The sequence below is a fragment of the Burkholderia perseverans genome (assembly GCF_022870505.1).
Classification (GTDB): Bacteria; Pseudomonadota; Gammaproteobacteria; order Burkholderiales; family Burkholderiaceae; genus Burkholderia; species Burkholderia plantarii.
In genome coordinates this window covers 1,915,820-1,942,305 of the sequence record NZ_CP045094.1, presented here as the reverse complement: position 1 = coordinate 1,942,305, position 26,486 = coordinate 1,915,820, and the positions used below count along the sequence as shown (strand labels likewise).

Annotated in this window: 30 protein-coding genes and 3 tRNA genes; 12 read left to right on the top strand and 21 right to left on the bottom strand. The window is 67.9% G+C overall.

What is annotated here, in order from left to right:
* On the top strand, positions 1-191 hold a 191-nt coding region (locus BpN12_RS23230; RefSeq protein WP_246797760.1), incomplete at its 5' end, for a hypothetical protein.
* Here BpN12_RS23230 and BpN12_RS23225 read toward each other — a convergent pair.
* The 3 genes from BpN12_RS23225 to BpN12_RS23215 form a co-directional block, all read right to left on the bottom strand.
* Positions 180-255, bottom strand: a tRNA-His gene (locus tag BpN12_RS23225). The two genes, BpN12_RS23230 and BpN12_RS23225, sit on opposite strands and share 12 nt — an antisense overlap.
* A gap of 96 nt (positions 256-351) precedes the next feature.
* Positions 352-1,305 carry a tRNA dihydrouridine(20/20a) synthase DusA gene (gene dusA, locus BpN12_RS23220; RefSeq protein WP_246797974.1) on the bottom strand — a complete coding sequence of 318 codons (954 nt, stop codon included), beginning with the start codon at positions 1,303-1,305 and terminating at the stop codon, positions 352-354.
* Between the two features lie 301 nt (positions 1,306-1,606).
* Positions 1,607-2,041: a YgiW/YdeI family stress tolerance OB fold protein gene (locus tag BpN12_RS23215; RefSeq protein ID WP_280529162.1), complete on the bottom strand. Its 435-nt coding sequence runs from the start codon at positions 2,039-2,041 to the stop codon at positions 1,607-1,609.
* 261 nt (positions 2,042-2,302) lie between these two features.
* On the opposite strand from BpN12_RS23215, the gene BpN12_RS23210 reads away from it, so the two are divergent.
* Complete coding sequence (locus tag BpN12_RS23210) at positions 2,303-2,641, top strand: hypothetical protein (RefSeq protein ID WP_246797759.1); 339 nt, start codon at positions 2,303-2,305, stop codon at positions 2,639-2,641.
* 54 nt (positions 2,642-2,695) lie between these two features.
* Here BpN12_RS23210 and BpN12_RS23205 read toward each other — a convergent pair whose 3' ends face one another.
* The 6 genes from BpN12_RS23205 to ssuD form a co-directional block, all read right to left on the bottom strand.
* Positions 2,696-2,950 carry a hypothetical protein gene (locus tag BpN12_RS23205; RefSeq protein WP_246797758.1) on the bottom strand — a complete coding sequence of 85 codons (255 nt, stop codon included), beginning with the start codon at positions 2,948-2,950 and terminating at the stop codon, positions 2,696-2,698.
* A gap of 35 nt (positions 2,951-2,985) precedes the next feature.
* Positions 2,986-3,183 (bottom strand): hypothetical protein, encoded by a 198-nt coding sequence (locus tag BpN12_RS23200; protein WP_042624766.1) that lies wholly within the window; start codon positions 3,181-3,183, stop codon positions 2,986-2,988.
* A 148-nt stretch (positions 3,184-3,331) separates the two neighbouring features.
* A complete protein-coding gene (locus tag BpN12_RS23195) occupies positions 3,332-3,547 on the bottom strand; it encodes a TOBE domain-containing protein (protein ID WP_013697841.1) in 216 nt (71 codons plus the stop codon).
* Between the two features lie 45 nt (positions 3,548-3,592).
* Positions 3,593-4,570 (bottom strand): ATP-binding cassette domain-containing protein, encoded by a 978-nt coding sequence (locus BpN12_RS23190; protein ID WP_246797757.1) that lies wholly within the window; start codon positions 4,568-4,570, stop codon positions 3,593-3,595.
* Entirely contained in the window at positions 4,567-5,403 is an 837-nt protein-coding gene (ssuC, locus tag BpN12_RS23185) for an aliphatic sulfonate ABC transporter permease SsuC (RefSeq protein ID WP_246797756.1), read from the bottom strand. The genes BpN12_RS23190 and ssuC overlap by 4 nt, the downstream gene beginning before the upstream one ends.
* A gap of 14 nt (positions 5,404-5,417) precedes the next feature.
* Positions 5,418-6,584, bottom strand: coding sequence for an FMNH2-dependent alkanesulfonate monooxygenase (gene ssuD / locus BpN12_RS23180; RefSeq protein ID WP_246797755.1), 1,167 nt, complete (start codon positions 6,582-6,584; stop codon positions 5,418-5,420).
* A gap of 368 nt (positions 6,585-6,952) precedes the next feature.
* On the opposite strand from ssuD, the gene BpN12_RS23175 reads away from it, so the two are divergent.
* Positions 6,953-7,381: a hypothetical protein gene (locus BpN12_RS23175; protein WP_246797754.1), complete on the top strand. Its 429-nt coding sequence runs from the start codon at positions 6,953-6,955 to the stop codon at positions 7,379-7,381.
* A 40-nt stretch (positions 7,382-7,421) separates the two neighbouring features.
* Here BpN12_RS23175 and BpN12_RS23170 read toward each other — a convergent pair whose 3' ends face one another.
* Together BpN12_RS23170 and BpN12_RS23165 are read right to left on the bottom strand one after the other, a co-directional pair.
* Entirely contained in the window at positions 7,422-7,760 is a 339-nt protein-coding gene (locus BpN12_RS23170) for a DMT family transporter (protein WP_246797753.1), read from the bottom strand.
* Positions 7,757-8,263 carry a heme-degrading domain-containing protein gene (locus BpN12_RS23165; RefSeq protein ID WP_246797752.1) on the bottom strand — a complete coding sequence of 169 codons (507 nt, stop codon included), beginning with the start codon at positions 8,261-8,263 and terminating at the stop codon, positions 7,757-7,759. Before BpN12_RS23165 ends, BpN12_RS23170 begins: the two co-directional genes overlap by 4 nt.
* A gap of 202 nt (positions 8,264-8,465) precedes the next feature.
* Here BpN12_RS23165 and BpN12_RS23160 point away from each other — a divergent pair.
* The 7 genes from BpN12_RS23160 (at position 8,466) to BpN12_RS23130 (ending at position 14,152) form a co-directional block, all read left to right on the top strand.
* A tRNA-Met gene (locus BpN12_RS23160) sits at positions 8,466-8,542 on the top strand.
* A 253-nt stretch (positions 8,543-8,795) separates the two neighbouring features.
* A complete protein-coding gene (locus BpN12_RS23155; protein ID WP_246797751.1) occupies positions 8,796-9,341 on the top strand; it encodes an NUDIX hydrolase in 546 nt (181 codons plus the stop codon).
* A gap of 14 nt (positions 9,342-9,355) precedes the next feature.
* A complete protein-coding gene (gene aat / locus BpN12_RS23150; protein ID WP_246797750.1) occupies positions 9,356-10,099 on the top strand; it encodes a leucyl/phenylalanyl-tRNA--protein transferase in 744 nt (247 codons plus the stop codon).
* A 435-nt stretch (positions 10,100-10,534) separates the two neighbouring features.
* Positions 10,535-11,374: an arginyltransferase gene (locus tag BpN12_RS23145; RefSeq protein ID WP_246797749.1), complete on the top strand. Its 840-nt coding sequence runs from the start codon at positions 10,535-10,537 to the stop codon at positions 11,372-11,374.
* A gap of 75 nt (positions 11,375-11,449) precedes the next feature.
* The gene (locus BpN12_RS23140; protein ID WP_198252421.1) at positions 11,450-12,478 is read left to right on the top strand and encodes a quinone-dependent dihydroorotate dehydrogenase; all 1,029 of its coding nucleotides are present in this window, start codon (positions 11,450-11,452) and stop codon (positions 12,476-12,478) included.
* Between the two features lie 107 nt (positions 12,479-12,585).
* On the top strand, positions 12,586-13,380 hold the full coding sequence (locus BpN12_RS23135) for a transporter substrate-binding domain-containing protein (RefSeq protein ID WP_246797748.1): 795 nt from the start codon (positions 12,586-12,588) through the stop codon (positions 13,378-13,380).
* Positions 13,381-13,492: 112 nt separating this feature from the next.
* Positions 13,493-14,152 carry an amino acid ABC transporter permease gene (locus BpN12_RS23130; protein ID WP_246797747.1) on the top strand — a complete coding sequence of 220 codons (660 nt, stop codon included), beginning with the start codon at positions 13,493-13,495 and terminating at the stop codon, positions 14,150-14,152.
* A gap of 89 nt (positions 14,153-14,241) precedes the next feature.
* Here BpN12_RS23130 and BpN12_RS23125 read toward each other — a convergent pair whose 3' ends face one another.
* The 6 genes from BpN12_RS23125 to rnr all read right to left on the bottom strand — a co-directional run bounded on the left by BpN12_RS23125 (position 14,242) and on the right by rnr (position 21,735).
* Entirely contained in the window at positions 14,242-15,243 is a 1,002-nt protein-coding gene (locus BpN12_RS23125; RefSeq protein WP_246797746.1) for a Gfo/Idh/MocA family protein, read from the bottom strand.
* Between the two features lie 142 nt (positions 15,244-15,385).
* Complete coding sequence (locus BpN12_RS23120) at positions 15,386-16,099, bottom strand: FadR/GntR family transcriptional regulator (protein ID WP_246797745.1); 714 nt, start codon at positions 16,097-16,099, stop codon at positions 15,386-15,388.
* Positions 16,100-16,435: 336 nt separating this feature from the next.
* Entirely contained in the window at positions 16,436-17,131 is a 696-nt protein-coding gene (rpiA, locus tag BpN12_RS23115) for a ribose-5-phosphate isomerase RpiA (protein WP_246797744.1), read from the bottom strand.
* A gap of 234 nt (positions 17,132-17,365) precedes the next feature.
* Positions 17,366-18,343 (bottom strand): N-acetylmuramoyl-L-alanine amidase, encoded by a 978-nt coding sequence (locus BpN12_RS23110; RefSeq protein ID WP_425306362.1) that lies wholly within the window; start codon positions 18,341-18,343, stop codon positions 17,366-17,368.
* 18 nt (positions 18,344-18,361) lie between these two features.
* Entirely contained in the window at positions 18,362-19,114 is a 753-nt protein-coding gene (rlmB, locus tag BpN12_RS23105) for a 23S rRNA (guanosine(2251)-2'-O)-methyltransferase RlmB (RefSeq protein ID WP_042624750.1), read from the bottom strand.
* A gap of 155 nt (positions 19,115-19,269) precedes the next feature.
* The gene (gene rnr / locus BpN12_RS23100) at positions 19,270-21,735 is read right to left on the bottom strand and encodes a ribonuclease R (protein WP_246797743.1); all 2,466 of its coding nucleotides are present in this window, start codon (positions 21,733-21,735) and stop codon (positions 19,270-19,272) included.
* Positions 21,736-21,952: 217 nt separating this feature from the next.
* On the opposite strand from rnr, the gene BpN12_RS23095 reads away from it, so the two are divergent.
* Positions 21,953-22,039, top strand: a tRNA-Leu gene (locus tag BpN12_RS23095).
* A 379-nt stretch (positions 22,040-22,418) separates the two neighbouring features.
* On the opposite strand, the gene BpN12_RS23090 is transcribed toward BpN12_RS23095, so the two are convergent.
* The 4 genes from BpN12_RS23090 to BpN12_RS23075 all read right to left on the bottom strand — a co-directional run bounded on the left by BpN12_RS23090 (position 22,419) and on the right by BpN12_RS23075 (position 25,503).
* A complete protein-coding gene (locus BpN12_RS23090) occupies positions 22,419-23,477 on the bottom strand; it encodes an NAD(P)H-dependent flavin oxidoreductase (protein WP_246797742.1) in 1,059 nt (352 codons plus the stop codon).
* Positions 23,478-23,598: 121 nt separating this feature from the next.
* Complete coding sequence (locus tag BpN12_RS23085) at positions 23,599-23,847, bottom strand: tautomerase family protein (protein ID WP_246797741.1); 249 nt, start codon at positions 23,845-23,847, stop codon at positions 23,599-23,601.
* A gap of 118 nt (positions 23,848-23,965) precedes the next feature.
* Positions 23,966-24,679 (bottom strand): SDR family NAD(P)-dependent oxidoreductase, encoded by a 714-nt coding sequence (locus BpN12_RS23080; protein WP_246797740.1) that lies wholly within the window; start codon positions 24,677-24,679, stop codon positions 23,966-23,968.
* A 101-nt stretch (positions 24,680-24,780) separates the two neighbouring features.
* Positions 24,781-25,503 carry an MBL fold metallo-hydrolase gene (locus BpN12_RS23075; protein WP_246797739.1) on the bottom strand — a complete coding sequence of 241 codons (723 nt, stop codon included), beginning with the start codon at positions 25,501-25,503 and terminating at the stop codon, positions 24,781-24,783.
* A gap of 92 nt (positions 25,504-25,595) precedes the next feature.
* Between BpN12_RS23075 and BpN12_RS23070 the strand changes: the two genes are divergently transcribed.
* Positions 25,596-26,483, top strand: coding sequence for a LysR family transcriptional regulator (locus BpN12_RS23070; protein WP_246797738.1), 888 nt, complete (start codon positions 25,596-25,598; stop codon positions 26,481-26,483).
* Positions 26,484-26,486: the final 3 nt, after the last annotated feature.

Here is a 26,486-nt window from a genome sequence, read left to right as displayed (position 1 = left end):
AATCTGCTCGCGAAATCCCGTCGATTGCAGTATGTCAAATCGTGCGCGAAACGGTGCCAAATTGCCTGCGTCGCTACAGATCTTCCAAAAACTGGAACCCCATCTTCCAGGAATTTGGCTTTCCGGCACCACAAACAAAAACAGCGCCCTCTAAGGCGCTGTTTTCTAAGGAAATTCTTTGGGGTGGCTGATGGGACTCGAACCCACGACGACAGGAATCACAATCCTGGACTCTACCAACTGAGCTACAGCCACCACGGTTACTGCCTACTTCCGTTTCGTTGCCGTTTTGTTTCAGCAGCGAAGAAGTGAGATTATATGGACACTTTTTCGTTTTGTACAGCCCCTCTTTTAAAAAATTTCGGAGGGGGCCGCTAGGTGGCTTCGCGCCTCGGCGAAGATCGCCGCCAAGTCACCGCGCGCGAGCCGCTTGCTGTCCGACAGCACGCGCCGCCAGCCACGCGCGCCATGCACGCCGCGGTAGAGCCCGAGAGCATGGCGCACGATCGCACCCAGATAGGTGCCGCGCGCGATCTCGTCGGCGCAGTAGGCGATCAGCCGATCCTCGATCTCCTCGCGCGTCGGCGCGGCGCCGGTCACGCCATAGAAGCGCGCGTCGACCTCGGCCAGCACAAACGGGTTGTGATACGCCTCGCGGCCCAGCATCACGCCATCGACGTGCTCCAGATGCGCCTCGACCTCGTCCAGCGTCGTGATGCCGCCGTTGATGATGATCTCGAGATCCGGGAAGTCCTGCTTGAGGCGGTACGCGTAGTCATACTTGAGCGGCGGGATCTCGCGGTTCTCCTTCGGCGAGAGGCCCTTCAGGATCGCGTTGCGCGCGTGGACGATGAACACGTCGCAGCCGGCCTGCGCGACGGTGCCCACGAAATCGCGCACGAACGCGTACTCCTCCACGGCATCCACGCCGATCCGGTGCTTGACCGTCACCGGCACCGACACCGCGTCGCGCATCGCCTTCACGCAATCGGCCACGAGCGTCGGCTCGTTCATCAGGCAGGCGCCGAACGCGCCGCGCTGCACGCGCTCCGACGGGCAGCCGCAGTTCAGGTTGATTTCGTCGTAGCCCCAGTTCTCACCGAGCTTGGCCGATTTCGCGAGATCGTCGGGTTCGCTGCCGCCCAGTTGCAGCGCGACGGGCGCCTCGTCGGGCGTGAACGCGAGATGGCGCGCGACGTCGCCATGAATCAGCGCGCCCGTCGTCACCATTTCCGTATACAGCCAGGTATGGCGCGAGATCGTTCGATGCAGGGAGCGACAGTGGCGGTCCGTCCAGTCCATCATCGGCGCGACGGACACGCGGCGAGGCGTGGATTTCGCGGAAAAATTCTTTTCAGTCAAGGTGTTGCTGCCCGTTTGGCATGTTGGGTTCGCTGCCGTTTTCCGTCGTGTCTGCCGGCGCTCCGTAATCGGACGCCATGATGCATGCACTGATTTTTCCGCGGAATACCGCAAACCGCATGGGCACCATCACCCGGAAAACGCGAGGATGGAAGTATAGGTGATGCGCGGCGAATCCGCCGAACCTGCCGGTGCCGCGCCATGCGCGAACCCGGTCACGCCCTGGCGGATCGCCCGGCTGGCGTCATTGCATCAGGCGCAGGGTCTTGACGTCGATCTCCACGCTGTTCCAGTCCTTGTCGACCTCGCCTTCGATATGCACCTTGTCGGTCGGCGCCACGGTCTGCCCCATCCAGCGCTTGTCGTCGAGGTCGAGGCGGATCGTGCCGCTTTTATCGCGAAACTCGTACAGTTCATGCCCGATCTGCTTGACGATATGCCCTTCCAGCACGACCCAGGCATCGTCCGGCAACGATCTGGCCTGAGCGACCGTCGTCAGGCCCGGCGTCGGCCCCTTGAAGCCACCGGGCGATCCAAAGCCGCCGGGTGAAACCGGGCCGCCCTGCCGAGCGAACGCCCCCACCGAAAACATGCCGATCAAAATGGCCATCCCCATGCGTTTCATCTTCGTGCCCCCTTTGGCGAAGCGGTGAACATCGACATCGCGGAATCGCTCCATGTCGAATATCGCCGAGCCTAAAAGGCGCTCTTGATGGTTTCCATCGAACTCGTTCGAAAGTCGATGAAAACACATGCCTAACCGACAGCCGAATCGCCGCGCGGCAAACCTGCAGTTGCTGGTCGGACTAATTCGATTTTCGGCGTGAAATCAAGCGGTCTTGATGGTTGGCCGCACGATGGGTCCCGACAATATGCGACCGTATCGACGTTCTATTTTTTATCGGTCGACCGATCACCGATCTCGCCTCAAGGAGAAACCATGCGATTCCCGCTCATTTTTTCCCTGTTGATCGGCGTGAGTTTCGCCGCCGGCGCCGCGCCTGAATCCACCGAAGGCACCGGCGGCGCCCTCTTCAAACGATACGACGAGATCGAGAAAGACCAGCAGCGCAAGCAGGCCGACCTGATTCGCGAATCGATCAAGACCCAGATGAATCAGGACCGTATGGACCTGCATGGAAAATTCCCGTATCAGGTTCATCGATACGTCGCGCCGGAACGATCGATTTCCATCCAGCCGCGCTCGAAGAACACGAGCACCTACTGCTTCACCGGCCCGGACCACTCGTCCACTTGCGGCGCGAGCCTGGCCTGGTGAACGCGCGACGGCACCGGCGCCCGATCAACCGGCGCCGGTGCCGCATCCGTGGCGTCAGGCCGCTCGCGCGCCGCCCAGTTCGCGATCGACGGCCGCACGCGCCAGCGCCAGCACCTGATCGACGACGCGCCGCTCGCTGAGCCAGACGCCGTCGACATGCACGAGCCGCCAGCCGATCAGCTCGGCATCGCCTTCCAGCACGCGGTAGTGCGCCTTCTCGCCGATCCAGACCTGCTCCGTGCGCACTTCGAGCCGATAGCCCTTGTACACCTCGGCGACATTGCCGAGATCACGTCCTGTGGTTTCCATATTCGTCCTCCCGAGTCGCGTCCGATCGTTACCGATCAGTCGAATTGTTCCGACAAATACGCCCGGCCGTCGTCGGTCAGGTCGACGAGCCCGGCGCCGCTCTGGTAAACATAACCGTCGTTGAGCAAGCCGTCGATGAGGGGCGCGAACTGCGAAGGCATGGGGCGAAGGCCGCCGAACCGGTCGAGCCATTTCAGCGCGTCGATCGCGTCGGGACTGAGTACGGGAAACATGGATCGCCTCCGTCGTGGGGGAGTTTCGATCCTAGCACTACAAAATGAAGATACCGGCACGTGCCGTACCAACGCCTGGCGGCTGCCATGCATGACAGTACCGGCCGGCGCCGGGCCGGCGCGAACCGCCCCGCGCGGCGCGCAAGGCTCAGAGGCGCGCGATCGACACCTCGGTGGATTTCACGAGCGCCACGACTTCGGCGCCGACCTTCAGCTCCAGCTCGTCGACGGAGCGCGTCGTGATGACCGAGGTGACGATGCCGAACGGCGTATCGACGTCGACTTCGGACACCACCGGCCCGCGGATGATTTCCTTGACCTTGCCCTTGAACTGGTTGCGTACGTTGATGGCGATGATGCTCATTGGGGATTCGCTCCGAAAAGATCAGTCAAACGGAGCCGGGCGGCGTCATACCGCCCAGCGGATACGGGTGGCGGGCGCGGGCTCGAACGCGTCGGGCGCATCGAGCACCGGCCCGCCCTTGAGCACGCGCTGCAGCACGCGGTCCTCGAGCGCGGCGAACGACGCCGAGGCGCGGGCGCGCGGCCGGTCGAGCGGCACCGGCTGATCGAGCGCGATCCTGCCCGCCTCGATCAGCAGGATCCGGTCGCCGAGCGCCACCGCCTCCTGCACGTCGTGCGTGACGAGCAGCGCCGTGAAGCGATGCTCGCGCCACAGCCGCTCGATCAGCGCATGCATCTCGATACGTGTGAGCGCGTCGAGTGCGCCGAGCGGCTCGTCGAGCAGCAGCAGCTGCGGGCGATGCACGAGCGCGCGAGCGAGCGCGACGCGCTGGCGCTGGCCGCCCGACAGCTGCGCGGGCCAGTCGTTGGCACGTTCGAGCAGGCCGACCTCGTCGAGCACGGCGCGCGCATCGTCGCGTGCGCGCCGGCCGAGGCCGAGCATCACGTTCTGCAGCACCGTCTTCCACGGCAGCAGCCGCGCGTCCTGGTACATGATCCGCGTGTCGAGCGCGGCGCCGGTTTCGGTGCGCTTGACAAGCGTGCCGCCGGTCGGCCTTTCGAGTTCGGCGATCAGACGCAGCAGCGTGGACTTGCCGCAGCCGCTGCGGCCGACGATCGCGACGAAGCTGCCGCGTTCGATCGACAGGTTGAAATCGCTGAGCACGGCGCGCTCGCCGTACTGCTTGCCGACCTGGCGCAGTTCGACCGAATGATCGGCGCTGCGCAGGCTGGCGCCGCCGGCCTCGCCGCTCGCTCCGTTACCGCGGCGCCGCGCGAGCGGCACCACATGGGCGCCGGCATCGCGCTCCTGCACGGCGGCATCCTGGCGGTGCGCGTCGGCGGTCCGCGACTGCGCGAGTTCGGCCTCGAGATCGGCGCCCGCGATCGGGCCATAGGTCGGATTCAGCGTGGTCGAGCTCATGATTTCGCTCCCGGTTGATACGCGGGGTGCCAGCGCAGCGTCGCGCGTTCGAGCCACTTCGCGAGCACGTCGGCGAGCTTGCCGAGGATCGCGTACAGCAGGATGCCGACCACCACCACATCGGTTTGCAGGAATTCGCGCGCGTTCATCGTCATGTAGCCGATGCCGGACTGCGCGGAAATCGTTTCCGCCACGATCAGCATCACCCACATCAGGCCGAGCGCGAAGCGCACGCCGACCAGGATCGACGGCAGCGCGCCGGGCAGGATCACGTCGCGATAGAGCGCGAAGCCCTTCACGCCGTAGCTCTTCGCCATCTCGATCAGGTTCGCGTCGACCGAACGGATGCCGTGGTACGTGTTGATGTAGATCGGGAAGAACACGCCGAGCGAGACGAGGAACAGCTTGGCCTTCTCGTCGATGCCGAACCAGAGGATCACGAGCGGGATCATCGCGAGCGCGGGAATGTTGCGGATCATCTGGATCGTCGAATCGAGCGCGACCTCGGCCGCCTTCGACAGCCCGGTGGCCAGGCCGAGCACGAGGCCCACGCCGCCGCCGATCGCGAAACCCACCAGCGCGCGCCAGGTGCTGACCTTGACGTTGGCCCACATGTCTCCCGATTCGATCAGCGACCACGCGGCGCGTACCACGGCGAGCGGCTCGGGCAGCACGCGCGTCGACAGCGCACCGGTGCGCGCGGCCAGTTCCCAGGCCAGCACCAGTGCGATCGGCACGAGCCACGGCGCGATCGCGCGCCAGCCGCTCAGTGCGACGCCGCGCACCACGCCGCGGCCGGCGCCCTGCCGGTTCTGAAGTGTCGGAGTTGCCATCGTCGTGCCTCCGCTCAGCTCTGGCTCGCGTTCGGCGCGTAGTGATTGCCGATCACCTCGCCGAACGGCCCCGACAGCGGGCCGGCCCGGTGCCTGGCGCCCTCGCTCCCGCTCTTGTTGATCAGCGGGAACACGAGTTCGGCGAAGCGATACGATTCCTCGAGATGCGGATAACCGGACAGGATGAAGGTCTCGATGCCGAGCGACGCGTATTCGCGCATCCGTTCGGCCACCTGCTTGGCGCTGCCCACCAGCGCGGTGCCCGCGCCGCCGCGCACGAGGCCGACGCCGGCCCACAGGTTCGGATAGACCTCGAGTTCCTGGCGCGAGCCGCGCTTGCCGCCGTGCAGCGCGGCCATGCGGCGCTGCCCTTCCGAGTCCATCTTCGCGAACGATTTCTGCGCACGCGCGATCGTCGCGTCGTCGAGCCGGCTGATCAGGCGGTCCGCGTCGGCCCATGCCTCCTCTTCCGTCTCGCGCACGATCACGTGCAGGCGGATGCCGAACTTGATCTGGCGGCCACGTGCCTCGGCGCGCGCGCGGATGTCGGCGATCTTCTTCTCGACCGCCTCGGGCGGCTCGCCCCAGGTCAGGTAGGTGTCGATGTGGTCGGCCGCGATCGCGTGCGCGGCCGGCGACGAGCCGCCGAACCACAGCGGCGGATGCGGGCGCTGGACCGGCGGATAGAGCAGCTTGCCGCCCTTCGATTGCAGATGCTTGCCGTCGAAATCGATGGTGGCGCCGTCGTGTGATTTCGCGAGCAGCTCGCGCCAGACGTGCAGGAATTCGTCGGTGATTTCGTAGCGCGTGTCGTGATCGACGAACACACCGTCGCCCTCGAGTTCGGTCGTGTCGCCGCCCGTCACGACGTTGATCAGCAGGCGCCCTTCCGAGAGCCGGTCGAAGGTCGCGGCCATGCGCGCCGACAGGCCCGGCGACGACAGCCCCGGACGCACCGCGACCAGGAATTTCAGCCGCCGGGTGGCGGGAATCAGGCTCGAGGCCACCACCCAGGCATCCTCGCAGGAACGGCCGGTGGGCAGCAGTACGCCTTCGTAGCCGAGCGTGTCGGCCGCCACGGCGACCTGCCGGAAATAATCGTAATCGGCCGCGCGCGCGCCTTCGGAGGTGCCGAGATAGCGGCTGTCGCCGTGGGTCGGAATAAACCAGAACACATTCATCTGATGCTCCTGCCTGACTGTTCTTGCGAAATTCGGGCAAAGCGATTCCCTCGACGCGCGCGGGGCGCACATCGAACGAAAAACGTCTGCCGGGAATGGGGCTCGCCGGATCGATCCGCGCGGCGGGCGAGCTCGCGATTGCGCGGGGGACGGCACTACCGTCTCTGGGAAATCAGTCTAGGGAGGGGGTCATCGTTTAGGAACGATTTTTTTCAACTTAGGTTTTCCGCTTTCGTGATTTGCGCGCTGCTGCAGCGAATATCGCGACGCGTGGGCGATCGGACCGCGGCGTGCGCCCCTATAATGGCAAACCCGAACCGAACCGCCCGTGAAATCGGCCGATTGCCGCGCCCACCACGCTCTTTCCGATGCAGAAAGTCATCCTGCCGTTCCTGTCCGGCTTCCTCGCCGCCCTGTTCTTCCGTGAAGCGACGCTCGCGCTGCTGCACGCGGCGGGACTCATCGAGACGGCCGGCTTCTCGGTCGTGCCGTTCGCGCCGCTCGGCATGCCGGAATTCATCGTCAACGCGCTCATCGGCGCGTGCTGGGCGATCCTGATGGCATGGCTGCTGCGCGTGGCGCCCGAGCGGCGCGCGCCGTGGGTGCAGGCGCTGGTGTTCGGCGGCCTCGTGCCGACGGCCGCGCGCGTGTTCGTGATCGATCCGCTGCGCGGCATCTGGCCGGCCGGCAACATGCTCTCGCCGCTCGCGGTCGGCTTCGCGGCGAACGCGGTCTGGGGCTGGGGCGCGCTCGTGTTCATGCGCGCGTTCATGTCCGACGACGATTACGACGACTGAACCCGCCGCCGCGCCAGCGGCGTGCGACGTGTGCCACGACTCAATGCGCCTGCATCTTCGAGAACAGATTGAGGACGACGACCCCCGCGATGATCAGTCCAAGCCCGATCACGGCCGGCAGGTCCGGCACCTGCTTGTACAGCACGATCGCCACCAGCGTGATCAGCACGATGCCGGCGCCCGACCAGATCGCATAGACGATCCCGACCGGCATGCTCTTCAAGGTCAGCGACAAACCATAGAACGCGATGGCATAGCCGGCCACCACGATCAGCGTCGGCACGAGCCGCGTGAATCCCTCGGAGGCGCGCAGCGCGGACGTGCCGATCACCTCGGCGACGATCGCGATCGCGAGCCATGCATGAGCGGGCAGCTTCATTGCGCCGCCTCCCTCGCGAGCGCGAGCGTCGCGTAGTAATGGCCGAGTTCCGCGCTGAGCGCCTCCACCACGAGTTCGTGATCGGCGCGCTGCGGCAGGCCCGACACCGTGACGGTGCCGATCACGCCCACACCCGCGACGGCGAGCGGAAACGCGCCGCCATGCTCGGCGTATTCGGAGGCCGGCAGCGCGTGCTTCGCCGCGAGCGTGGTGCCGGCCTGCTTCATGCGCAGGCCGATCGCATACGAGCTGCGCCGAAAATGCGCGGCCGTGTTGCGCTTGCGCGTGATCCAGGCGAGGTTGTCGGGCGTCGCGCCGTCGAGCGCCGCGAAGAACAGCGGCTGGCCGAAGGTGCCGATGTCGATCGCCACGGCGTGGCCGCGCGCCACCGCCATCTCGCGCAGCCGCACGCCGAGCGCCCAGGCGCGGCCGGTATCGAACTGCGGGAAGACGAGCGTATGTTCCTGAACGAGGATGGATTGCAGATCGTGAGCGAGGTCCATGAAGATCGTCGAAGCGGGCCGCGCATCGCAGGCGGGTGCGCTGCCCGATGGTGAAAAGGTCTGAAGCCGGGTTCGAAACGGCAACCCTGCGTGGCCGAAAGATTCTAGCCTAGCGGTGCGGCGCTCGACGCACCATGACGGGATCGAACAAAACGCTTGCACGCTGTCCGGGAACACCCTATAATTTAATTCTTCTGACGGACGCGGGGTGGAGCAGTCTGGCAGCTCGTCGGGCTCATAACCCGAAGGTCGTAGGTTCAAATCCTACCCCCGCAACCAAGTCGAATCGATGATGGGTCACAGCGCAAAGCTCGTGGCCCGTTTTCGTTTGGGGGCGCCGGTATTGCATTGCCCGCTCATCATCGACTTGCACCGGATTTCCGGCCTGGTCGCGCCGGGCTTCCGCGCCGGACTTCCGTTATCGCAGCGGGTTTGTCCGCCAGCGCGCCGACGCTCTCCCGTCGCCCCTCCGCTGTTCAGGAATCGCCCCGCCCGGTGATACACTCGCATCACCCTTTCGCTCCCCATTCCCATGAAATTCTGCTCAGTCTGCGGCCACGAGGTCGTTGCGCGAATCCCGACCGGCGACAACCGCGAACGCTTCGTCTGCGACCAATGCGGCACGATCCACTACCAGAATCCGCGCAACGTGGTCGGCACGGTGCCGGTATGGGGCGATCAGGTGCTGCTGTGCCGGCGCGCGATCGAGCCGCGCTACGGCTACTGGACGCTGCCCGCGGGTTTCATGGAAATGGGCGAGACCACCTCGGAGGCCGCCGCGCGCGAGACGCTCGAGGAAGCGGGCGCGCACGTCGAGGTGCAGAACCTGTTCACGCTGCTCAACGTGCCGCACGTGCATCAGGTCCATCTGTTCTATCTGGCGCGCCTGACCGATCCCGACTATTCGGCCGGCGAGGAAAGCCTCGAGGTGCGGCTGTTCGACGAAGCCGACATTCCGTGGGACGACATCGCGTTTCCCACCGTGAGCCAGACGCTGCGCCTGTTCTTCGCCGATCGCGAAGCCGGCTCGTTCGGCGTGCATACCGGCGACATCTTCCGCTCGCTGCGCAACGGCTGATCCGCGGCACCGGCATGGTTCCCTGGCTCGCCCCCGACGCCCCGTTCCCGCCCGTCGAGCGTGCGCTCGGCGACGCGAGCGGCGCGCCGGGCCTGCTCGCCGCCAGCGCCGAACTGCACCCGGCGCGCGTGGCCGACGCCTACCATCGCGGCATCTTCCCCTGGTACTCGGACGGCCAGCCCGTGCTCTGGTGGAGCCCCGACCCGCGCATGATCCTGGTGCCGGCCGAGTTCCGCGTCTCGACCACGTTCCGCAAGACGCTGCGCCGCGTGATGCGCGACGCGCGCTGGGAAGTCCGCGTCGACGACGATTTCGCCGCCGTGATGCGGGCCTGCGCGCAGGCACCGCGCGCGGGCCAGCGCGGCACCTGGATCACCGACGAGATCGTCGACGCCTACACGGCGCTGCATCGCGCCGGCAACGCGCACAGCATCGAGACCTGGCTCGACGGCGAACGCGTGGGCGGCCTCTACGGCGTCGCGTTCGGCCGGATGTTCTTCGGCGAATCGATGTTCGCGCGCACCACCGACGCCTCGAAGATCGCGCTCGCGACGCTCGTCGCGCATCTGCTCGAGCATGAGGTCGAGATGATCGACTGCCAGCAGAACACCGGCCACCTCGCCTCGCTCGGTGGCCGCGAAATCGAGCGCCGGCGCTTCGTCGCGCACGTGCGCGCCACCACCGGCGAGCCCGGCATCCCGTGGCGCTTCGACAAGCAGGTGCTCGCGCGCCTGACCGGGCCGGCCGTGGCTGGCTGAAGCCGCCGCGGGCCACGCGAGGTCAGGGCGAGGTCCGGGCGCGACCGGCCCGCCCCCCGGGCACGCCAGCCGTCACAAAATCGCGCCGAATCGGCCGCCCCGCGCCGCTTCCGGGGGGCACGCGCGAACCCCGCGAAGACTCCTCGGTGCGACAATTTTCATGTTACCTTTATCGACATCCGACCGGCCGGCGTCCGCCGAGGCCGGCACCATCCGACTCGCTATCCGATGCCGATCCTGACGATCCGCCGCCCGCACGCGTCGCCCGCCATGCCGGTCGCCGCGCATGCTGCCCATCGCGCCCGCGCCGCCCGCGTGGCGAGCCATCGCGCCGGGCCGGCCTGCGGAATCCGTTCGGGTCCGGCACGGAGCGCGACGGGTTCCGGCGCCGCGCGCCCGGCCCGCTGACGCGCCAGTCCGCTTCGAGAGCTGCCCATGACTCATCCCACTGAGCTGCCGCTTTCACCGCTTTCGGCATTGCAGTTCTATGCCACCGCGCCCTACCCGTGCAGTTATCTCGACGGCCGCGTCGCGCGCTCCCAGGTCGCGACGCCGAGCCACCTGATCAATTCCGACATCTATACCGAGCTCGTCAAGGCTGGCTTTCGCCGCTCGGGCGTGTTCACCTATCGCCCCTACTGCGACGGCTGCCGCGCCTGCATTCCGGTGCGCGTGCCGGTGGACGCGTTCACGCCGGGCCGCACCCAGCGCAAGATGTGGAACCGCCATCGCGCGCTGCTGGCCACCGTCTCGCCGCTGCACTACGACGAGGAACACTACGCGCTCTACATGCGCTATCAGTCCGCGCGGCATGCGGGCGGCGGCATGGATCGCGACAGCCGCGACCAGTACGAACAGTTCCTGCTGCAAAGCCGGATCAACTCGCGGCTCGTGGAATTCCGCGACCCGATGCCGGGCGAACACGGCACGCCCACGCCCGGCACGCTGCGCATGATCAGCATGATCGACATCCTCGGCGACGGCCTCTCGTCGGTCTACACGTTCTTCGAACCCGACGACGGCAACACGAGCTACGGCACCTACAACATCCTCTGGCAGATCGAGCAGGCACGCAGCCTGCGCCTGCCCTACGTCTACCTCGGCTACTGGATCCGCGAGAGCCCGAAGATGGCCTACAAGGCGAACTTCCGGCCGCTCGAAGGGCTCATCGACGGTCGCTGGAAACCGCTCGACCCGACCGCCGTCGACCTGCCGCCGGTGGACGCGGCGCTCGCGCGCGCGCCGCTGCCCGCCGGCCACGGCGGCACGCGCTGAGGCCACGGCGGCCGGACCGGGCCGCCGTTCGGTTAAAATGCCGGGTTATCAATTTTCGGCCCCGCCCTTCCCGTCGTGTTCAGCTCCCTTTATCCGCTTGCCCGCGCGTCCCTGTTCCGGATGGACGCGGAAGACGCCCACCACCTGACGCTGCGCCTGCTCGGCGCCGCCGGCCGCGCCCGCGTGGCCGGGCTGCTCGCGCCGAGCGTGCCGGACGCGCCGCGCACCGTGATGGGCCTCACGTTCCGCAACCCGGTGGGGCTCGCGGCCGGGCTCGACAAGGACGGCGCCTGCATCGACGGGCTCGCCGCGCTCGGCTTCGGCTTCATCGAGGTCGGTACGGTCACGCCGCGCGCGCAGCCGGGCAACCCGCGCCCGCGCATGTTCCGCCTGCCGCAGGCCGAGGCGGTGATCAACCGGATGGGCTTCAACAACCACGGCGTCGAGCAGTTCGTGCAGAACGTGCAGGCCGCGCGCTATCGCGGCGTACTGGGCCTGAACATCGGCAAGAACGCCGACACGCCGATCGAGCGCGCGGCCGACGATTACCTTTATTGCCTCGAACGCGTCTACCCGTTCGCGAGCTACGTGACGATCAACATCTCGTCGCCGAACACGAAGAACCTGCGCCAGCTGCAGGGCTCGAACGAGCTCGACGCGCTGCTCGCCGCGCTGAAGGACAAGCAGGCGCGCCTGGCCGACCTGCACGGCAAGCTGGTGCCGCTCGCGCTGAAGATCGCCCCCGATCTCGACGACGAACAGGTCAAGGAAATCGCCGCGCTGCTGCTGCGCCATCGCATCGAGGCCGTGATCGCCACCAACACCACGCTTTCGCGCAGCGCCGTGCAGGGTCTGCCGCATGCCGAGGAAGCGGGCGGCCTGTCGGGGCGGCCGGTGTTCGACGCATCCAACGAGGTGATCCGCAAGCTGCACGCCGAGCTCGGCGGCGCGGTGCCGATCATTGGGGTTGGCGGCATCTTTTCGGGCGACGACGCACGTGCGAAACTCGCCGCGGGCGCGTCGCTGGTGCAGCTCTACACGGGCTTCATCTATCGCGGGCCGCCGCTCGTCGCCGATTGCGTGCGTGCCATCGCGCGCGGCTGATATCGCGGTTATATGGAAATGAACAAACGATAGTTAGGCTCGCGCCGGTGCTTCGCTATGATGCGCCGCTATCGTCAACGCCCGCTGCGGGCATTACAGGGAACAGAATGAAGATTGCGTTGCTGAAGAAGCTCCTGACCGCCGGCCTGATCGGCGCGTCGCTCGTCGCCGCCACCGCGCACGCGGCCGATCTGCTCGATCAGGTCAAACAGCGCGGCACGCTGCGCATCGGCCTCGAAGGCACGTTCCCGCCGTTCAACTCGAAGTCGCCGCAGGGCGACCTGGTCGGCTACGACGTCGACATCGCCAAGGCCGTGGCCGCCAAGCTCGGCCTGAAGCCCGAGTTCGTCACGACCGAATGGAGCGGCATCATCGCCGGCCTGCAGGCAGGCAAGTTCGACGTGATCGTCAACCAGGTGGGCGAGACCGACAAGCGCAAGGAAGTGCTCGACTTCTCGCCGGCCTACACGTACTCGGCCGCGCAGCTGATCCAGCGCAAGGACGATACGCGCCAGTTCAAGTCGCTCGACGACCTCAAGGGCAAGAAGCTCGGCGTCGGCCTCGGCACGAACTACATGGACATGGCCAAGTCGGTGCCGGGCATCGACGTGAAGACCTACCCGGGCGCGCCCGAGTATCTGCGTGACCTCGCGGCCGGCCGCCTCGACGCGGCGCTCAACGACCGCCTGATGCTCGCCTACCTGCTGAAGAACTCGCAGCTGCCGCTGCGTACCGGCGCGACGCTGCAGGCCGGCGATCCGTCGGCGATCCCGTTCAAGAAGGGCAACCCGCAGTTCGCCAAGGCGATCGACGACGCGATGGCCCAGCTCGAGGCCGACGGCACCTTTACGAAGATCTCGGACAAGTGGTTCGGCATCGACGTGTCGAAGCCGATCAAGTAAGTCCCGCCGCGCCGCGTGCGCGCTTGCAGGGCGGCGCCGGCGACGGTGCCGCCCTTCGTTTTATATCGTCGGTTTATGATGGCGCTTTTCGCGCCCGCCTCACCCGCTCCACATGTCGATCACTTCCCTGCTCGTCGATTCGCTGCCCGTGCTTGCGCAGGGCGCGGTGTTGACCGTCAAGTTCGCCGTCCTGTCGATGGTGTTCGGGCTCATCGCGGCCGTCGGGCTCGCGCTGATGGGCATCGCCCGCAGCCGCGTGCTCAATGCGATCGCACGCGTCTACGTGAGCCTGATGCGCGGCACGCCGCTGCTGGTGCAGATCTTCGTCATCTACTACGGCCTGCCGAGCCTCGGCATCTCGCTCGATCCGACGCCGGCCGGCGTGATCGCGCTGTCGGCGAACGTCGCGGCCTACATGTCCGAAAGCATGCGCGGCGCGATCAACGGCATCGAGAGCGGCCAGTGGCTCGCCTCGTACAGCCTCGGCCTGTCATGGGGGCAGACGCTGCGCTACGTGATCGGCCCGCAGGCCCTGCGCATCGCCGTGCCGAGCCTGTCGAACAGCCTCATCAGCCTGATCAAGGACACCTCGCTGGTCTCGGTGATCACCGTCACGGAGCTGCTGCGCAGCGCCCAGGAGATCATCGCCTCGACCTTCCAGCCGCTGCCGCTCTATCTCGCGGCCGCGGCCGTCTACTGGGTGCTGTGCCAGATCCTCGAGTGGGTGCAGCGTTGGTGGGAGCGCCGGCTCGCGCTGCCGGGGCGGCACTGAGGCCCGACGCCAGCGGCCTGCGCCGGCTCTGATGCGGCTTGGGTATCGGCGCGATCCCGGCAAGGCCGACCGCTTTCAACCGAACGCCGTCAGCCCGCGCTCGCGTCGTCGGCCGCGAACCGCACGCCGAGCGCCGCGCGTGCCGCGTCGCACAGCGCGATCATGTGGCGCGAATGCGCGTGCGTCATCACCGGGCTTTCGAGCCGCCCTTCGCGCAGCAGCGCGCAGAAGTGCTCGGTCTCGTAGTTGAGGCCGCCGCCCGAAAACGGTTCGTCGAGTTCGACGACGCGGCCGTCCGCGTAACGGATCGTCGCCTTCGCCGGGTTCCACCAGTTCTCGTGGATCGTCACGGTCCCGCCCGCCGCGCCGAGCAGCGCGTCGCCGCGCCCCATCACGTCGAGCCCGCAGAACAGCTGCGCGATGCCGCCTTCGGCATGACGGCTGTTCAGGCTCGCGAACACGTCCACGCCGCTCGCGCCGACGCGGCCGAGCGTCTGCACCTCGCGCGCCTCGCCAAGCCAGTCGACCGCGAGAAACAGTTCGTAGATGCCGATGTCGAGCAGCGCGCCGCCGGCTGCCTCGAAGCTGAAGCTCGGATGATCGGCCGGCACCGTCGAGAACGCGCCGCCGGCCCGCACCAGCCGGATCACGCCGATCGGATCGCGCGCGAGGTGCTCGCGCAGGCGCCGGTAGAGCGGATAGAACGGCGGCTTCATGGCCTCCATGAACAGCCGCCCGGCCGCCGTGGCGGCCGCCAGAACCTCGTCGAGCTCACGCGCGTTGACGGTGGCCGGCTTCTCGCAGAGCACGGCCTTGCCCGCCGCGAGCGCGGCGAGCGCGTAACGCGCGTGGCTGTCGTTGAGGGTCGCGATGTAGATCGCGTCGAGATCGGACCCGCAGAGCGCCTCGAAGCTCGCCGCCGGCGTGCCGCCGAGTTCGGCGCAGAACGCGGCGGCCGCTTCCGGGCGGCGCGCCCAGACCTGCGAGATCGAGGCGTGAGCCACATGGGTCAGCGATTGCGCGAAGCGGCGCGCGATCGCGCCCGCGCCGACGATGCCGAAACGGATCGGTTGAGAGGAAGGAGCGGTCATCGGGATCGGAGTTGGACAGGGAATCACGCCGGCAAAGCCGGCGGCCGGCCGTCATGATAACGGCCGGCGGGGGCCGTCGTCCCCCCCGCGCCGCCCCGCAGTGCCTCCGCCCCGCCCCCGCTTCGGTCCGTCCCGGCTCGCCTCAGCCCGCGACGCGCGCCTCCGCCGGCGCATGGCACGGGGCCTCGGTCGTCAGGTCGATCAGCTCGCGCGCGGCCGCTTCCGCCGCCCGCGCGTCGCGCTGCTCGATCGCCACGACGATGCGCTCGTGCAGGCCGACCAGCCGCTCGTGGCTGCCTTCGCGCCGGGCCGTCTGCTCGCGCACCAGCCGCAGCGCGCCGCAGATGATCGCGCTCATCTGCTGGTAGAACTGGTTGCCGCTCGCGTGAACGATGCGCGCGTGCAACAGCTCGTCGGCGGCGTCGTAGTTCGCCTCGCCCGGCTCGAGCGAGCGGAACGCCTCGAAGGCTTCGCGAATGCCGGCGATCTCCGCCGCGTTCGCGCGCTCGGCGGCCTGCCCCGTCGCGCGCGGTTCGATCAGCATGCGGAATTCGAGCACGTCGCGCATGAACTGCGGGTCCGGTTTCGCCCGGAAGCGCCAGCTCACCACGTCCTCGTCGATCATGCGCCAGTCGCGCATCGGCCTCACGCGCGTGCCGACCTTCGGACGCACGTCGAGCATGTCACGCGCGAGCAACATCGACAGCGCCTCGCGCATCACCGTCCGGCTGACGTCGAAATCCCTCGACAGCACGTCCTGCGGCGGCAGGATGCCGCCGTACTTGTCTTCCACTATCCCTGTGACGAGCCCGTCCATCACCTTGCTGACGAGCGACCTGTCTTTTGCCTGTTCCATACGAGATCTCCCCGTTACGTATCTGTGTTGGCGTACTGCCCCCGCAGTTCGGCCCGGCCCCTTTTCTCTCGTTTTATTGGAAATGTACGCGCCACTATTGTTCGTATGTTCGATACATTGCTGAGTTCGCGGTCGCAATGCTATCTAGTAAACACCTGAGAGGGTAATCCCTCTTAGGATTTCGTTTAGATATCCTATAGCAAAAAAATGCCCGACAGGCTTGGGAAACGCCGTCGGGCAATTTGTCAGTATCGCAAAACGTTTGCGGCTGGTGATTCATTCGCGCGCGCCGCTTGAAAATCGAAAATCGCGTCGCGCTGATTTTTAAACTCCCGCTTAATCGCCGCGATAATCGATCGTTTCCACCCCGGCCGCGCCGCCGAGCAGGCACAGATCGGCGCCGCGCTGCGCGAACAGACCGACCGTGACCACGCCGGCCCAGCCGTTGATCGTGGCTTCCAGCCCACGCGGATCGGTGATGGCGAGCCCCTCCACGTCGAGGATCTCGTTGCCGTTGTCGGTCAGGTAGGGCGTGCCGTCGCCCTTGACGCGCAGCACCGGCACGCCGCCCAGCGCGGTCAGCCGGCGGCCGATCGCGGTGCGCGCCATCGGCACGACTTCCACCGGCAGCGGGAACGCGCCGAGCGTCGCGACGCGCTTGCTTGCGTCGGCGATGCAGACGAAGGTGCCCGATACCGAGGCCACGATCTTCTCGCGCGTGAGCGCCCCGCCGCCGCCCTTGATCATCGCGCCGCTCGCGTCGATCTCGTCGGCGCCGTCCACGTACACCTGCAAGCCGTCGATCTGGTTGAGGTCGAACACGCGGATGCCGTGCGCTTCGAGGCGCTGCGTGGTGGCGATCGAGCTCGATACCGCGCCGCGGTAGCGCGTCTTGATCGCGGCCAGCGCGTCGATGAAGCAGTTCGCGGTGGAGCCGGTGCCGACGCCGATCACCGAGCCTTCCGGCACGTTCGCCAGCACGTAGTCGGCGGCCGCCTGGCCGACGAGGCGTTTGAGTTCGTCTTGAGTCATGGAGAGGGGGAAAGCGCTGATTGCGAAAGCGGCGAGTTTACCGGAGTCGTTCGGCATGGCGTCGATTTTCGTCGCCCGCGCGGCGCCGGCGCGACAGTCGGCTCGCCGCGCGAAGCGGATGCGACGTCGGACGCAAGAGTGGATGCACTCGCAAGCGCGACGGCCGGCCCGGCGATGGGCGCCGGGCCGGGAAACGGGCGAGGACGCGCGGGACGAACGGGAAACGCGCGGAAATTACGGCGTCGTGCCGGGACGCGTCGCGGCGGCCGGTGCCGAAACCGGCGCCGTGGCCGGCACGCCCGCGCCGGGGAAATACTTGTCGAGCAGGGCCTGCGCGATCGCGTCGGTCTGCGCGTCCGGCTTGCCCGAGTAGTCGGCCGGCCGGAAGTGCATCTGGAACGCCGCGAACACGCGCCGCGTGCGCGCGTCGAGCACGCCGTCGGTCGCCACGTCGTAGCCGTAGCGCGCGAGTTTCAGCTGCAGCGCGCGCACGTCGGCCGGGTCGCCCGGCGCGCGCCCCGCCAGCCGCGCGGCCACGGTCGCGTCGTCGGGCCACGCGCCGACGCCGGCGCGCGCGAGCGCCTGCCACGGGAACGCCGGACCCGGATCGATCTTGCGCTGCGGAGCGATGTCGCTGTGCGCGACCACGCGCGTCGGCGGAATCCGGTAGCGCGCGACGATGTCCTGCGCGAGCGTCACGACCGCCTCGACCTGATCGGGCGAATAGGCCTGCCAGGTCCGGTTCGCCGGCGCGTCGAGCGGGCCGGCATTGACGATCTCGATGCCTATCGAGGCCGCGTTGAGCTCGGTCGTGCCCTGCCAGTCGCTGACGCCCGCATGCCACGCGCGCTCGCCCTCCGGCACCAGCTGCAGCACGACGGGCTTGCCGTCGCGGTACGCCGGGTGGCTCGGGATCAGGTAATGGGCGCTGACGTCGTTGTGGGTCAGCACGAACAGCGCGCGCGGGTCGTCCGCCTCGGTGTAGTGCAGCACCAGGAAGCGCACGCGCGAATCGGCGCCGCGCGCCGGGTGGCTCGTATCGGCGACGTAGCTGCCGTGATCGACGAGCGTGGGCGAGCTGCAGGCGGCCAGCGCCGCCGCGAGGCACCCGGCGGCAAGCACGCGCAGCGCCGCGAGCGCGCCGCCGCGCCGGCCGGCGCCACCCGCTGCCGGCGCGGGCCGGCGCGTGATCGACCACGGCATCGTCTTCATCGCCCCGGCCTCTCCGGCTTACTTCGCGGCGCCAGCCACGCGCCGCTGGCGCACGGCTTCGTACAGGCACACGCCGCTCGCCACCGACACGTTCAGGCTCTCGACGCTGCCAGCCATCGGGATGTTCATCACGTCGTCGCAGGTATCGCGCGTGAGGCGGCGCATGCCCTCGCCCTCGGCGCCCATCACCAGCGCGACCGGGCCTTCGAGCTTGGTCTCGTAGAGGCTCGCCGGCGCGTCGTCGGCCGTGCCGATCACCCAGACGCCCGCGTCCTTCAGCTCGCGCAGCGCGCGCGCGAGGTTCGTCACCGTGATGTAGGGCACGGTGTCGGCCGCGCCGCTCGCGACCTTGGCGGCCGTCGCGTTGAGCCCGACCGCGCGGTCGCGCGGCGCGATGATCGCGTGCGCGCCGGCCGCATCGGCCACCCGCAGGCAGGCGCCGAGATTATGCGGATCGGTCACGCCGTCGAGCACCAGCAGCAGCGCCGGGCCCTGGATGCCGTCGAGCAGTTCGGCCAGGTTCTGCGCGAGCGGCAGATCCTCGACGCGCGCCACCACACCCTGATGGCGCTCGGTATGCGCGAGGCCCCACAGCCGCGTTTCGTCGGCGGCGATCAGGCGCACGCCCGCTTCCTTCGCGGTCTGCAGGAAATCCGTCATCCGGCGATCGCGCCGGGTCTGGTCGTACAACACCTCGGCAACCGTCGACGCATCGTGCCGCAAGCGCGCGGTGACCGCGTGAAAACCGTAGAGAACCTTCAAACGTGACATGACTGACCAACCTTCATCTTGACGCGAGGCGCGGCCGGCACGCCTCGCGAGCATTGCAAACGGAAGCGCCGCGTTGCCGGCCTCGCGGCCGGACAACGCGGCGTCTTCGATTCATCGACCGCCCGGGCCGGCGCGCGACGGCGCCGGCCGCGGGGTCAATATTTCTTGCGCGGACGCGCCTTCTTCGCCGGCGACTTGGCCGCCGTGCCGCCCTTCTTCCTGGCGGCCGGATGCGCGGCGCGCGCGTCCTTCGCGGCGGGCGCGACCGTGCTGCCGGCGGCGGCCTTGCGGCGCCCCGCCGGCGGTTCGTCCTCGCTCGTCACGCCGGGCATCGCCCGCACGCGCGGCGCACCACGTTCGGCCGGCAGCGGGGCCGCGCCGCGCGGCGCCTTCACGGGCGTGTCGCGCACCAGCCGGAAATCGATCTTGCGCGCGTCGAGATCGACGCGGCCGACCTGCACGCGCACGCGGTCCGACAGTCGGTAGCGGATGCCGGTACGCTCGCCGCGCAGTTCGTTCTTGATCTCGTCGTACTGGAAATAATCGGAACCGAGTTCGGTGACGTGGACGAGCCCCTCGATGAACAGCGTGTCGAGCTGCACGAAGATCCCGAACGGCGTCACGCCGTTGACCATCCCGCCGTATTCCTCGCCGAGCTTGTCGCGCATGAAATAGCACTTGAGCCAGGCCTCGACGTCGCGCGAGGCTTCGTCGGCGCGCCGCTCGTTGGCCGAGCAGTGCAGGCCGAGCTCTTCCCAGATCGCGTCGTTCGAACGCGCGCGGCTGCGCGATTCGTCGTCTTCCTTCTGCATCGCACGGGCACGCGGCGAAAGCGCCGTGTTCAGCGTCACGCCGTCGGGCGCCTTCGGCGTGTACTTCTGGCCGGACAGGATCGCGTAGATCGCGCGGTGCGTGAGCAGGTCGGGATAGCGGCGGATCGGGCTCGTGAAATGCGCATAGGCATCGTAGGCGAGACCGAAGTGGCCGATGTTGTCGGGACTGTAGACGGCCTGCTGCATCGAGCGCAGCAGCATCGGCTGCAGCATCTGCGCGTCGGGCCGCTCGCGGATCTTCGCCATCAGCGCCGCGTAGTCGCTGGCGTGGGGCTTCTCGCCGCCGCCGAGCGTGAGCCCCATGCCGCGCAGGAACGAGCGCAGGTTCTCGAGCTTCTCGACGGTCGGGCCCGCGTGAATCCGGTACAGGCCCGACTGCTTGTGGCGCTTCATGAAGTCGGCCGCGCAGACGTTGGCGGCCAGCATGCATTCCTCGATCAGCTTGTGCGCGTCGTTGCGCTGGCGCGGCAGGATCTGCTCGATCTTGCCCTGCGCGTTGCAGACGATGTAGGTCTCGGTGGTGTCGAAATCGATCGCGCCGCGCTTCTGGCGCGCCGCGAACAACGCCTTGTAGACGCCATAGAGATCCTGCAGGTGCGGCAGCAGATCCGCGCGGCGCGCGGCCTCCGGCCCCTTGGTGTTGCCGAGCACGGCCGCGACCTCGGTGTAGGTCAGGCGCGCCGCCGAGTGGATCACGGCCGGGTAGAACTGGTAGGCCTTCACTTCGCCGCGCGCGGTCACCACCATGTCGCAGACCAGCACGCAGCGATCCACCTGCGGGTTCAGCGAGCAGAGCCCGTTCGACAGCTTCTCGGGCAGCATCGGGATCACGCGGCGCGGGAAGTAGACCGAGGTGCTGCGTTCGAGCGCGTCGACGTCGAGCGCCTCGCCCGGCTTCACGTAGTGCGAGACGTCGGCGATCGCGACGATCAGCCGGAAGCCGTCGCCGCGGCCGACCTTCATCGGCTCGCAGTAAACGGCATCGTCGAAGTCGCGCGCGTCCTCGCCGTCGATCGTGACGAGCGGCACGTCGCGCAGGTCGACGCGATAGCGCAGGTCCACCGGGCGCACCTTGTCCGGCAGCGCGGCCGAGGCCGTCAGCGCAGACGGGCTGAACTCGTGCGGCACGCCGTACTTGCGCACCGCGATCTCGATCTCCATGCCCGGATCGTCGATGTCGCCGAGCACTTCCACGACGCGACCGAGCGGCTGCGAGTGGCGGCTCGGGAACTCGGTCAGCTCGACCACCACCACCTGGCCGACCTTGGCCTTCTTCGGGTTCTGCGTGATCAGGATGTCGTGGCCGATCCGCTTGTCCTCGGGGGCGCAGATCACCGCGCCGTTCTCGTTGAGCAGGCGGCCGATCACGCGCTTGTTGGCGCGGTCGGTGACCTCGACCACGTGCCCTTCCGGGCGGCCGCGGCGGTCGTAGCCGACGATCCGCGCGAGCACGCGGTCGTTGTGCATGACCTTCTGCATCTCGCCGCTCGGCAGGAACAGGTCGTCCTGGCCGTCGTCGCGGATCAGGAAGCCGTAGCCGTCGCGATGGCCCTGCACGCGCCCGGCCACGAAATTCGACGGATGGGTCAACTGATAATGCCCGCGCTTGTCGAGCCGGATCTGGCCGTCGCGCTCCATCGCGGCGACGCGCCGGAAGAAGCCCTCGCGCTCCTGGCGCTTGATCGACAGCGCTTCGGCGATGTCGTTCGCGGCCAGCGGGGCGTCGCTCGTGCGCAGCACGCCGAGGATTTCTTCGCGGCTCGGGATGGGATACGGATACTTGCTCAAGGGCTTGTCGATGGTTGTTCTCGTTGCGTGGACTACTCGTCCGGTTCGAACGATCGGACGCCAGGTTGCGGGCCATTCTATCACCCGCCGCCGCGCCGAAAGCCGCGAAACGGGGCACGAGGCGCATGAGCGGGCCGATCACGGTTGCGATGCAAAAAGGTGTTGACACAATTATCCGCGCTGCTATGATTACGGTCTTGCTTGATAAGCAGCTTGTGCCCAGGTGGCGGAATTGGTAGACGCACTAGGTTCAGGTCCTAGCGGTGGCAACACCGTGGAGGTTCGAGTCCTCTCCTGGGCACCACAAGTTTAAAAAGGTCGGCTTCATGCCGGCCTTTTTCATTTCCGCCCAGGAAGCAAAGTGCCTGCGCACTTTGCGTGGGGACTCGAAAGGTTTCGCTTGCCAGCGAAACCGGGGTCGCGCCTGCGTGACCGAGTCCTCTCCTGGGCACCACAAGTTTAAAAAGGCCGGCTTCATGCCGGCCTTTTTCATTTCCTGCCCAGGAAGCAAAGTGCCTGCGCACTTTGCGCGGGGACTCGAAAGGTTTCGCTTGCCAGCGAAACCGGGGTCGCGCCGCGTGACCGAGTCCTCTCCTGGTTAAAGCTAAAAAAGCCGGCTTTCCAAGCCGGCTTCTTCATTTGTCGCCCCTCGCGAAGCGACAAATCAACAAAACAAACGCACCTTAATCCCACGCCCCAACCAGATACCGCGTCAACTCCGCCGTCGACATCTCGCGCGCGAGCCGCGCCGCCTGCCCCGCCCACATATTGCTGAAATCCGCCTTGTCGGCCTTCTCGGTCACCGCGCGCAGGGGCACCAGCGCGCCGCCCGCAGTCGGGAACACCGGCGCCGCCGCCGAGATCGGGCCGATCTCGCGCATCAGCCGGTTCGTGATGCCGCGCGCCGGGCGCCCGGTAAACAGGTTGGTCAGCGCCGTCTGGTCCTCGCCGGCCGTGCGCAGCGCCTCGCGATGGAACGCGCTGACCTTCGCCTCGGGCGTCAGCAGATAGGCCGTGCCGACCTGCACGGCCGACGCGCCGAGCGCGAACGCGGCCCGCACGCCGCGCGGATCGGCGATGCCGCCCGCCGCGATCACCGGCACCGGCACCGCGTCGACGATCTGCGGCACGAGCGCGAGGGTGCCGACCTGGGTCGACATGTCGTCCGACAGGAAATTGCCGCGATGGCCGCCCGCCTCGTAGCCCATCGCGATGATCGCGTCCACGCCGCGCTCCGCGAGCCAGCGCGCCTCCGCGACCGTCGTCGCCGACGAGATCACGCGCGCGCCGGTACGCTTCACGCGCTCGACGAGCCGCGCCTCGGGCAGGCCGAAATGGAAGCTGACCACTTCCGGCCGGTACGCCTCGACGATCTCGCAGTAGGCGTCGTTGAACGGCGCGCGGCTCGAGGACGGCACCGGCTCGGCCGGATCGAGTCCGAGCTCGACGTAATAGCGCGCGAGCGCCGCGCGCCACGCCATCTGCGCGGCCGGGTCCGGCGCCGGATCGGTATGCGAGAAGAAATTGACGTTGATCGGCTTGCGCGTCGCGCCGCGAATCTCGTCGAGCGCGGCCTTCATCTGCTCGACCGACAGCAGCGCGGCCGGCAGCGAACCGAGGCCGCCCGCCTCGCTCGCCGCGATCACCATCGCGGCCGTGGTCGCTCCCGCCATCGGCGCCTGGATGACCGGCAGTTCGATGCCGAACAGATCGAGGATACGCGTGTCTTGCCCGTTGCCCATGAGTGCATGCTCCATCGAATGACGTAGTGAATGGCGCCCGGCCGGCGCGGGGTGCGTGACAGCCTTCGCGCGCCATCGTACCGCAGGCGGCTGCCGGACGGCGCCGGGCCGCCGACGCGTGCTATTTCGTTTCGCCCGTCGCGGCCTTGCGCTGCTGCTCGCGCCACTCGGGCGTGGTCACGCCGCCCACGCCCCAGCTGTCGAGCTCGACCTCGTCGATCACGACGAACGTGGTGTGGGGCGGCTTGCCCATCACCTCGAACAGCAGGTCGCTGACGCCCTTGATCAGCGCCTGCTTCTGCTCCGGCGTGGTGGCCGTCGCGCCCGGCGCGGTACCTTCGCGGGTCACCTTGATGTTGACGTATGGCATGGCGTTGTTCCTGTGAGGTTGTTCCCGTGAGTAGCAACACGCGGCGCGGCGGCTCGTGCCTGCCGGCAGCCGCACCGCGCGTGCCGGAGGGCGGCCGCACCGCCCTGCACGGTGCGATTTACCAGCGGCCGGCGTGCTGGCCGCCGTCCACGTTCAGCGTCTCGCCCGTCACGAAGTTCGCGTGCTCGAGGTACATCGCCGCCTCGACGATCTCCGAGATTTCACCCATGCGGCCCATCGGGTGCATCGTGCCGAGCACGTCATGCGTTTCGGCCGGATGCATCGGCGTCTTGATGATGCCGGGGGCGATCGCGTTCACACGCACGCCGCGCTTCACGTACTCGATCGCGAGGCCGCGCGTGACCGCGTCGAGGCCGCCCTTGGTCAGCGTCGCGAGGCCCGTCGGCGCGTCGGCGATCGCCTGGCGCACCAGCGTCGTCGTGATCTGGACGATATGGCCGTGGTGCCGGGCGAGCATCGGTTCGAGCGCGAGCTGCGTGACGTGGAAGAAGCCGGCCAGATTCACGTTCAGCACGTTGGTGAAATCCTCGACCGTGTATTCCGTGAACGGCTTGCCGATGAAGATGCCGGCGTTGTTGATCAGCGTGTCGATGCGGCCGAAGCGATCGAGTGCGGTCTTCACGACGCGTGCCGCCACCTCGCGGTCGCTGATGTTGCCGGGCACGGCGACGATGCCGTCGTCGGCGCCCTGGCTGATGTTGCGCGAGTTCGCGACGACCACGAACCCTTGCTTGCGGTATGCCTCGACGATGCCTGCGCCGATGCCTTGCGATGCGCCCGTCACGATGGCGACTTTCGGTTGATTGCTCATCACAACACTCCTTTTCCTTAGGTTAACTAAATAATCCGAATCGTTTTCGGACCTGCCCTCACGGGCCTGGCTTCCAACACCTGCTTCAGTCCATCACGCGATCACCCGGTAATCGCGAGCGGCCTGCCCTTCCTGACGAATTTCAGTCGCCCGGCCAGCCCGACCCGGGCGAACGTGAGCGCGAGCGGCTCACGGCATGGGGGCCGCGCGTGGCCGTCATCGCCTGCCGCCACCAGCGTCGCGCCCGGAAACGCCCGCGCGGTCCGCAGCGCGTCGTCGCCGCTCATCGCGGCACGCCCGATCCCCCGTGCGTCGAACGCCGCCGCGAACAGCAGCACGGCCCTCGGTGCAAAGCGATCGGCCACCTCGGCCATGCCTTCATGCCAGACGGCCGCGCCCGCCACGTACAACAGATCGCCGGGGCGATCGGCGCCGAGTGCGAACCCGATCGTTTCGTCGCCGACGGCGTCGTGCCCGACCGGCGTCGCCGTGACCAGCAGCAGGCTGCCGTCGTCGCGGCAGAGCGGACTGGTCTCGAACGGCGCAAGGCCGATGGCGTTGCCGCCCAGGCGCGCCGCGGCCTGCCGCGTCGCACAAGTCCGGCGCGGCGGCGCGGCCAGACGGGCCACCCGTGCCGCCAGATCCGCCCTGCAACCCCGGCCGTCGCCGAGCAGCACCGCGTCGAGCGCCGCGCCCGCGGCCTTGCTCGCGCGCTTGCCCATGCCGGCCGGCGAGGCCGGACCGACACCGGCCGGCTCGCTCAGCAGCCGGATCGAGCCGAACTCGATCAGGACCGCCGGACCGCCGACGAGGGTGAGTGTCAAGCTTGCGTCTCGCATTCGAGGCACCGTGTTGCATTGCGTTGGACGTAGCGTATGCCGGTTGCCGCTGTTGCAAAATCCGCTATCCTCTCTCAATGGCTGAGAAAAAACGCACAGAGGTGGATTGGCAGGACGTCCGCGTATTTCTTGCGCTCGGGCGCCACGGCAGCTTGTCGGCGGCGGCGCGGGCGCTGGGGGTCAATCACGCGACGATTTCGCGGCGCATCCAGTCGCTCGAGGCGACGCTCGGCGAGAAGCTGGCCGAGCGCCGGCCGGAGGGCTACGTGCTGACGCCGGCCGGCACGCTCGCGCTGAGCGTCGCGAGCGACATGGAGACGGCGGTGCAGACGCTCGGGCGCGGCGGCACCGATGGTTCGCCAAAGGGCGTGGTGCGGGTCAACGCGCCGCCGGCGCTGTCGCAGGGCTTCCTGATCCGGCAGCTGGCCGAGGTGCCAATACGGCATCCGGGGCTCGACATCGATCTCGCCACCGATCTGCGTTCGATCAGCCTGGAGCGGCACGAAGCCGACATCGCCGTGCGCGTCGACCGCCCTGAGGACGGTGATTTCATTGCGAAGCCGGTGGGGTCGATGGCCTATGGTTTCTATGGCACGCCGGCGCTGTGCGAGCGCATCGAGGGCGGTGCCGCGCCGGTGCTGGTGGGTTTCGACGAGGCCAACACCTACATCCCCGACTCGGGCTGGCTGGCCCAGCAGTTTCCGCAGACGCGCGTGGCGTTCCGTGCCAACAATCACATGGCGCAGGCGGCCGCCGCACGCTCGGGCGTCGGGCTTGCCCTGCTGCCGCACTATGTCGGGCGCCAGGAGGCGGAATTGCGGCTATGTCACATGGGGCCGGTCAGGCCGCCGCGCGAGATCTGGCTGTTGATCCGGCGGCAGGACCGCAAGGATCTGCCGATCCGGACCGTCGTGGATTACCTGACGCAGGTATTCGACGAGGCGCGGCCGTTGTTTCAGCCATGAGAT

What these genes read in the sequence shown, in the direction of transcription:
- aat (WP_246797750.1), top strand. Translation starts at nt 9,356, where the DNA reads ATGGTTCCCTGGCTCGCCCCCGACGCCCCGTTCCCGCCCGTCGAGCGT.
- ssuD (WP_246797755.1), bottom strand. Translation starts at nt 6,584, where the DNA reads ATGAATGTGTTCTGGTTTATTCCGACCCACGGCGACAGCCGCTATCTC.
- BpN12_RS23175 (WP_246797754.1), top strand. Translation starts at nt 6,953, where the DNA reads ATGCAGAAAGTCATCCTGCCGTTCCTGTCCGGCTTCCTCGCCGCCCTG.
- BpN12_RS23125 (WP_246797746.1), bottom strand. Translation starts at nt 15,243, where the DNA reads ATGACCGCTCCTTCCTCTCAACCGATCCGTTTCGGCATCGTCGGCGCG.
- BpN12_RS23205 (WP_246797758.1), bottom strand. Translation starts at nt 2,950, where the DNA reads ATGGAAACCACAGGACGTGATCTCGGCAATGTCGCCGAGGTGTACAAG.
- BpN12_RS23195 (WP_013697841.1), bottom strand. Translation starts at nt 3,547, where the DNA reads ATGAGCATCATCGCCATCAACGTACGCAACCAGTTCAAGGGCAAGGTC.
- BpN12_RS23215 (WP_280529162.1), bottom strand. Translation starts at nt 2,041, where the DNA reads ATGGAGCGATTCCGCGATGTCGATGTTCACCGCTTCGCCAAAGGGGGC.
- BpN12_RS23130 (WP_246797747.1), top strand. Translation starts at nt 13,493, where the DNA reads ATGTCGATCACTTCCCTGCTCGTCGATTCGCTGCCCGTGCTTGCGCAG.
- BpN12_RS23070 (WP_246797738.1), top strand. Translation starts at nt 25,596, where the DNA reads ATGGCTGAGAAAAAACGCACAGAGGTGGATTGGCAGGACGTCCGCGTA.
- BpN12_RS23210 (WP_246797759.1), top strand. Translation starts at nt 2,303, where the DNA reads ATGCGATTCCCGCTCATTTTTTCCCTGTTGATCGGCGTGAGTTTCGCC.
- BpN12_RS23085 (WP_246797741.1), bottom strand. Translation starts at nt 23,847, where the DNA reads ATGCCATACGTCAACATCAAGGTGACCCGCGAAGGTACCGCGCCGGGC.
- BpN12_RS23110 (WP_425306362.1), bottom strand. Translation starts at nt 18,343, where the DNA reads ATGAAGACGATGCCGTGGTCGATCACGCGCCGGCCCGCGCCGGCAGCG.
- BpN12_RS23170 (WP_246797753.1), bottom strand. Translation starts at nt 7,760, where the DNA reads ATGAAGCTGCCCGCTCATGCATGGCTCGCGATCGCGATCGTCGCCGAG.
- rpiA (WP_246797744.1), bottom strand. Translation starts at nt 17,131, where the DNA reads ATGACTCAAGACGAACTCAAACGCCTCGTCGGCCAGGCGGCCGCCGAC.
- BpN12_RS23165 (WP_246797752.1), bottom strand. Translation starts at nt 8,263, where the DNA reads ATGGACCTCGCTCACGATCTGCAATCCATCCTCGTTCAGGAACATACG.
- rlmB (WP_042624750.1), bottom strand. Translation starts at nt 19,114, where the DNA reads ATGTCACGTTTGAAGGTTCTCTACGGTTTTCACGCGGTCACCGCGCGC.
- BpN12_RS23120 (WP_246797745.1), bottom strand. Translation starts at nt 16,099, where the DNA reads ATGGAACAGGCAAAAGACAGGTCGCTCGTCAGCAAGGTGATGGACGGG.
- BpN12_RS23200 (WP_042624766.1), bottom strand. Translation starts at nt 3,183, where the DNA reads ATGTTTCCCGTACTCAGTCCCGACGCGATCGACGCGCTGAAATGGCTC.
- BpN12_RS23080 (WP_246797740.1), bottom strand. Translation starts at nt 24,679, where the DNA reads ATGAGCAATCAACCGAAAGTCGCCATCGTGACGGGCGCATCGCAAGGC.
- BpN12_RS23190 (WP_246797757.1), bottom strand. Translation starts at nt 4,570, where the DNA reads ATGAGCTCGACCACGCTGAATCCGACCTATGGCCCGATCGCGGGCGCC.
- BpN12_RS23090 (WP_246797742.1), bottom strand. Translation starts at nt 23,477, where the DNA reads ATGGGCAACGGGCAAGACACGCGTATCCTCGATCTGTTCGGCATCGAA.
- dusA (WP_246797974.1), bottom strand. Translation starts at nt 1,305, where the DNA reads ATGATGGACTGGACGGACCGCCACTGTCGCTCCCTGCATCGAACGATC.
- BpN12_RS23155 (WP_246797751.1), top strand. Translation starts at nt 8,796, where the DNA reads ATGAAATTCTGCTCAGTCTGCGGCCACGAGGTCGTTGCGCGAATCCCG.
- BpN12_RS23135 (WP_246797748.1), top strand. Translation starts at nt 12,586, where the DNA reads ATGAAGATTGCGTTGCTGAAGAAGCTCCTGACCGCCGGCCTGATCGGC.
- ssuC (WP_246797756.1), bottom strand. Translation starts at nt 5,403, where the DNA reads ATGGCAACTCCGACACTTCAGAACCGGCAGGGCGCCGGCCGCGGCGTG.
- BpN12_RS23145 (WP_246797749.1), top strand. Translation starts at nt 10,535, where the DNA reads ATGACTCATCCCACTGAGCTGCCGCTTTCACCGCTTTCGGCATTGCAG.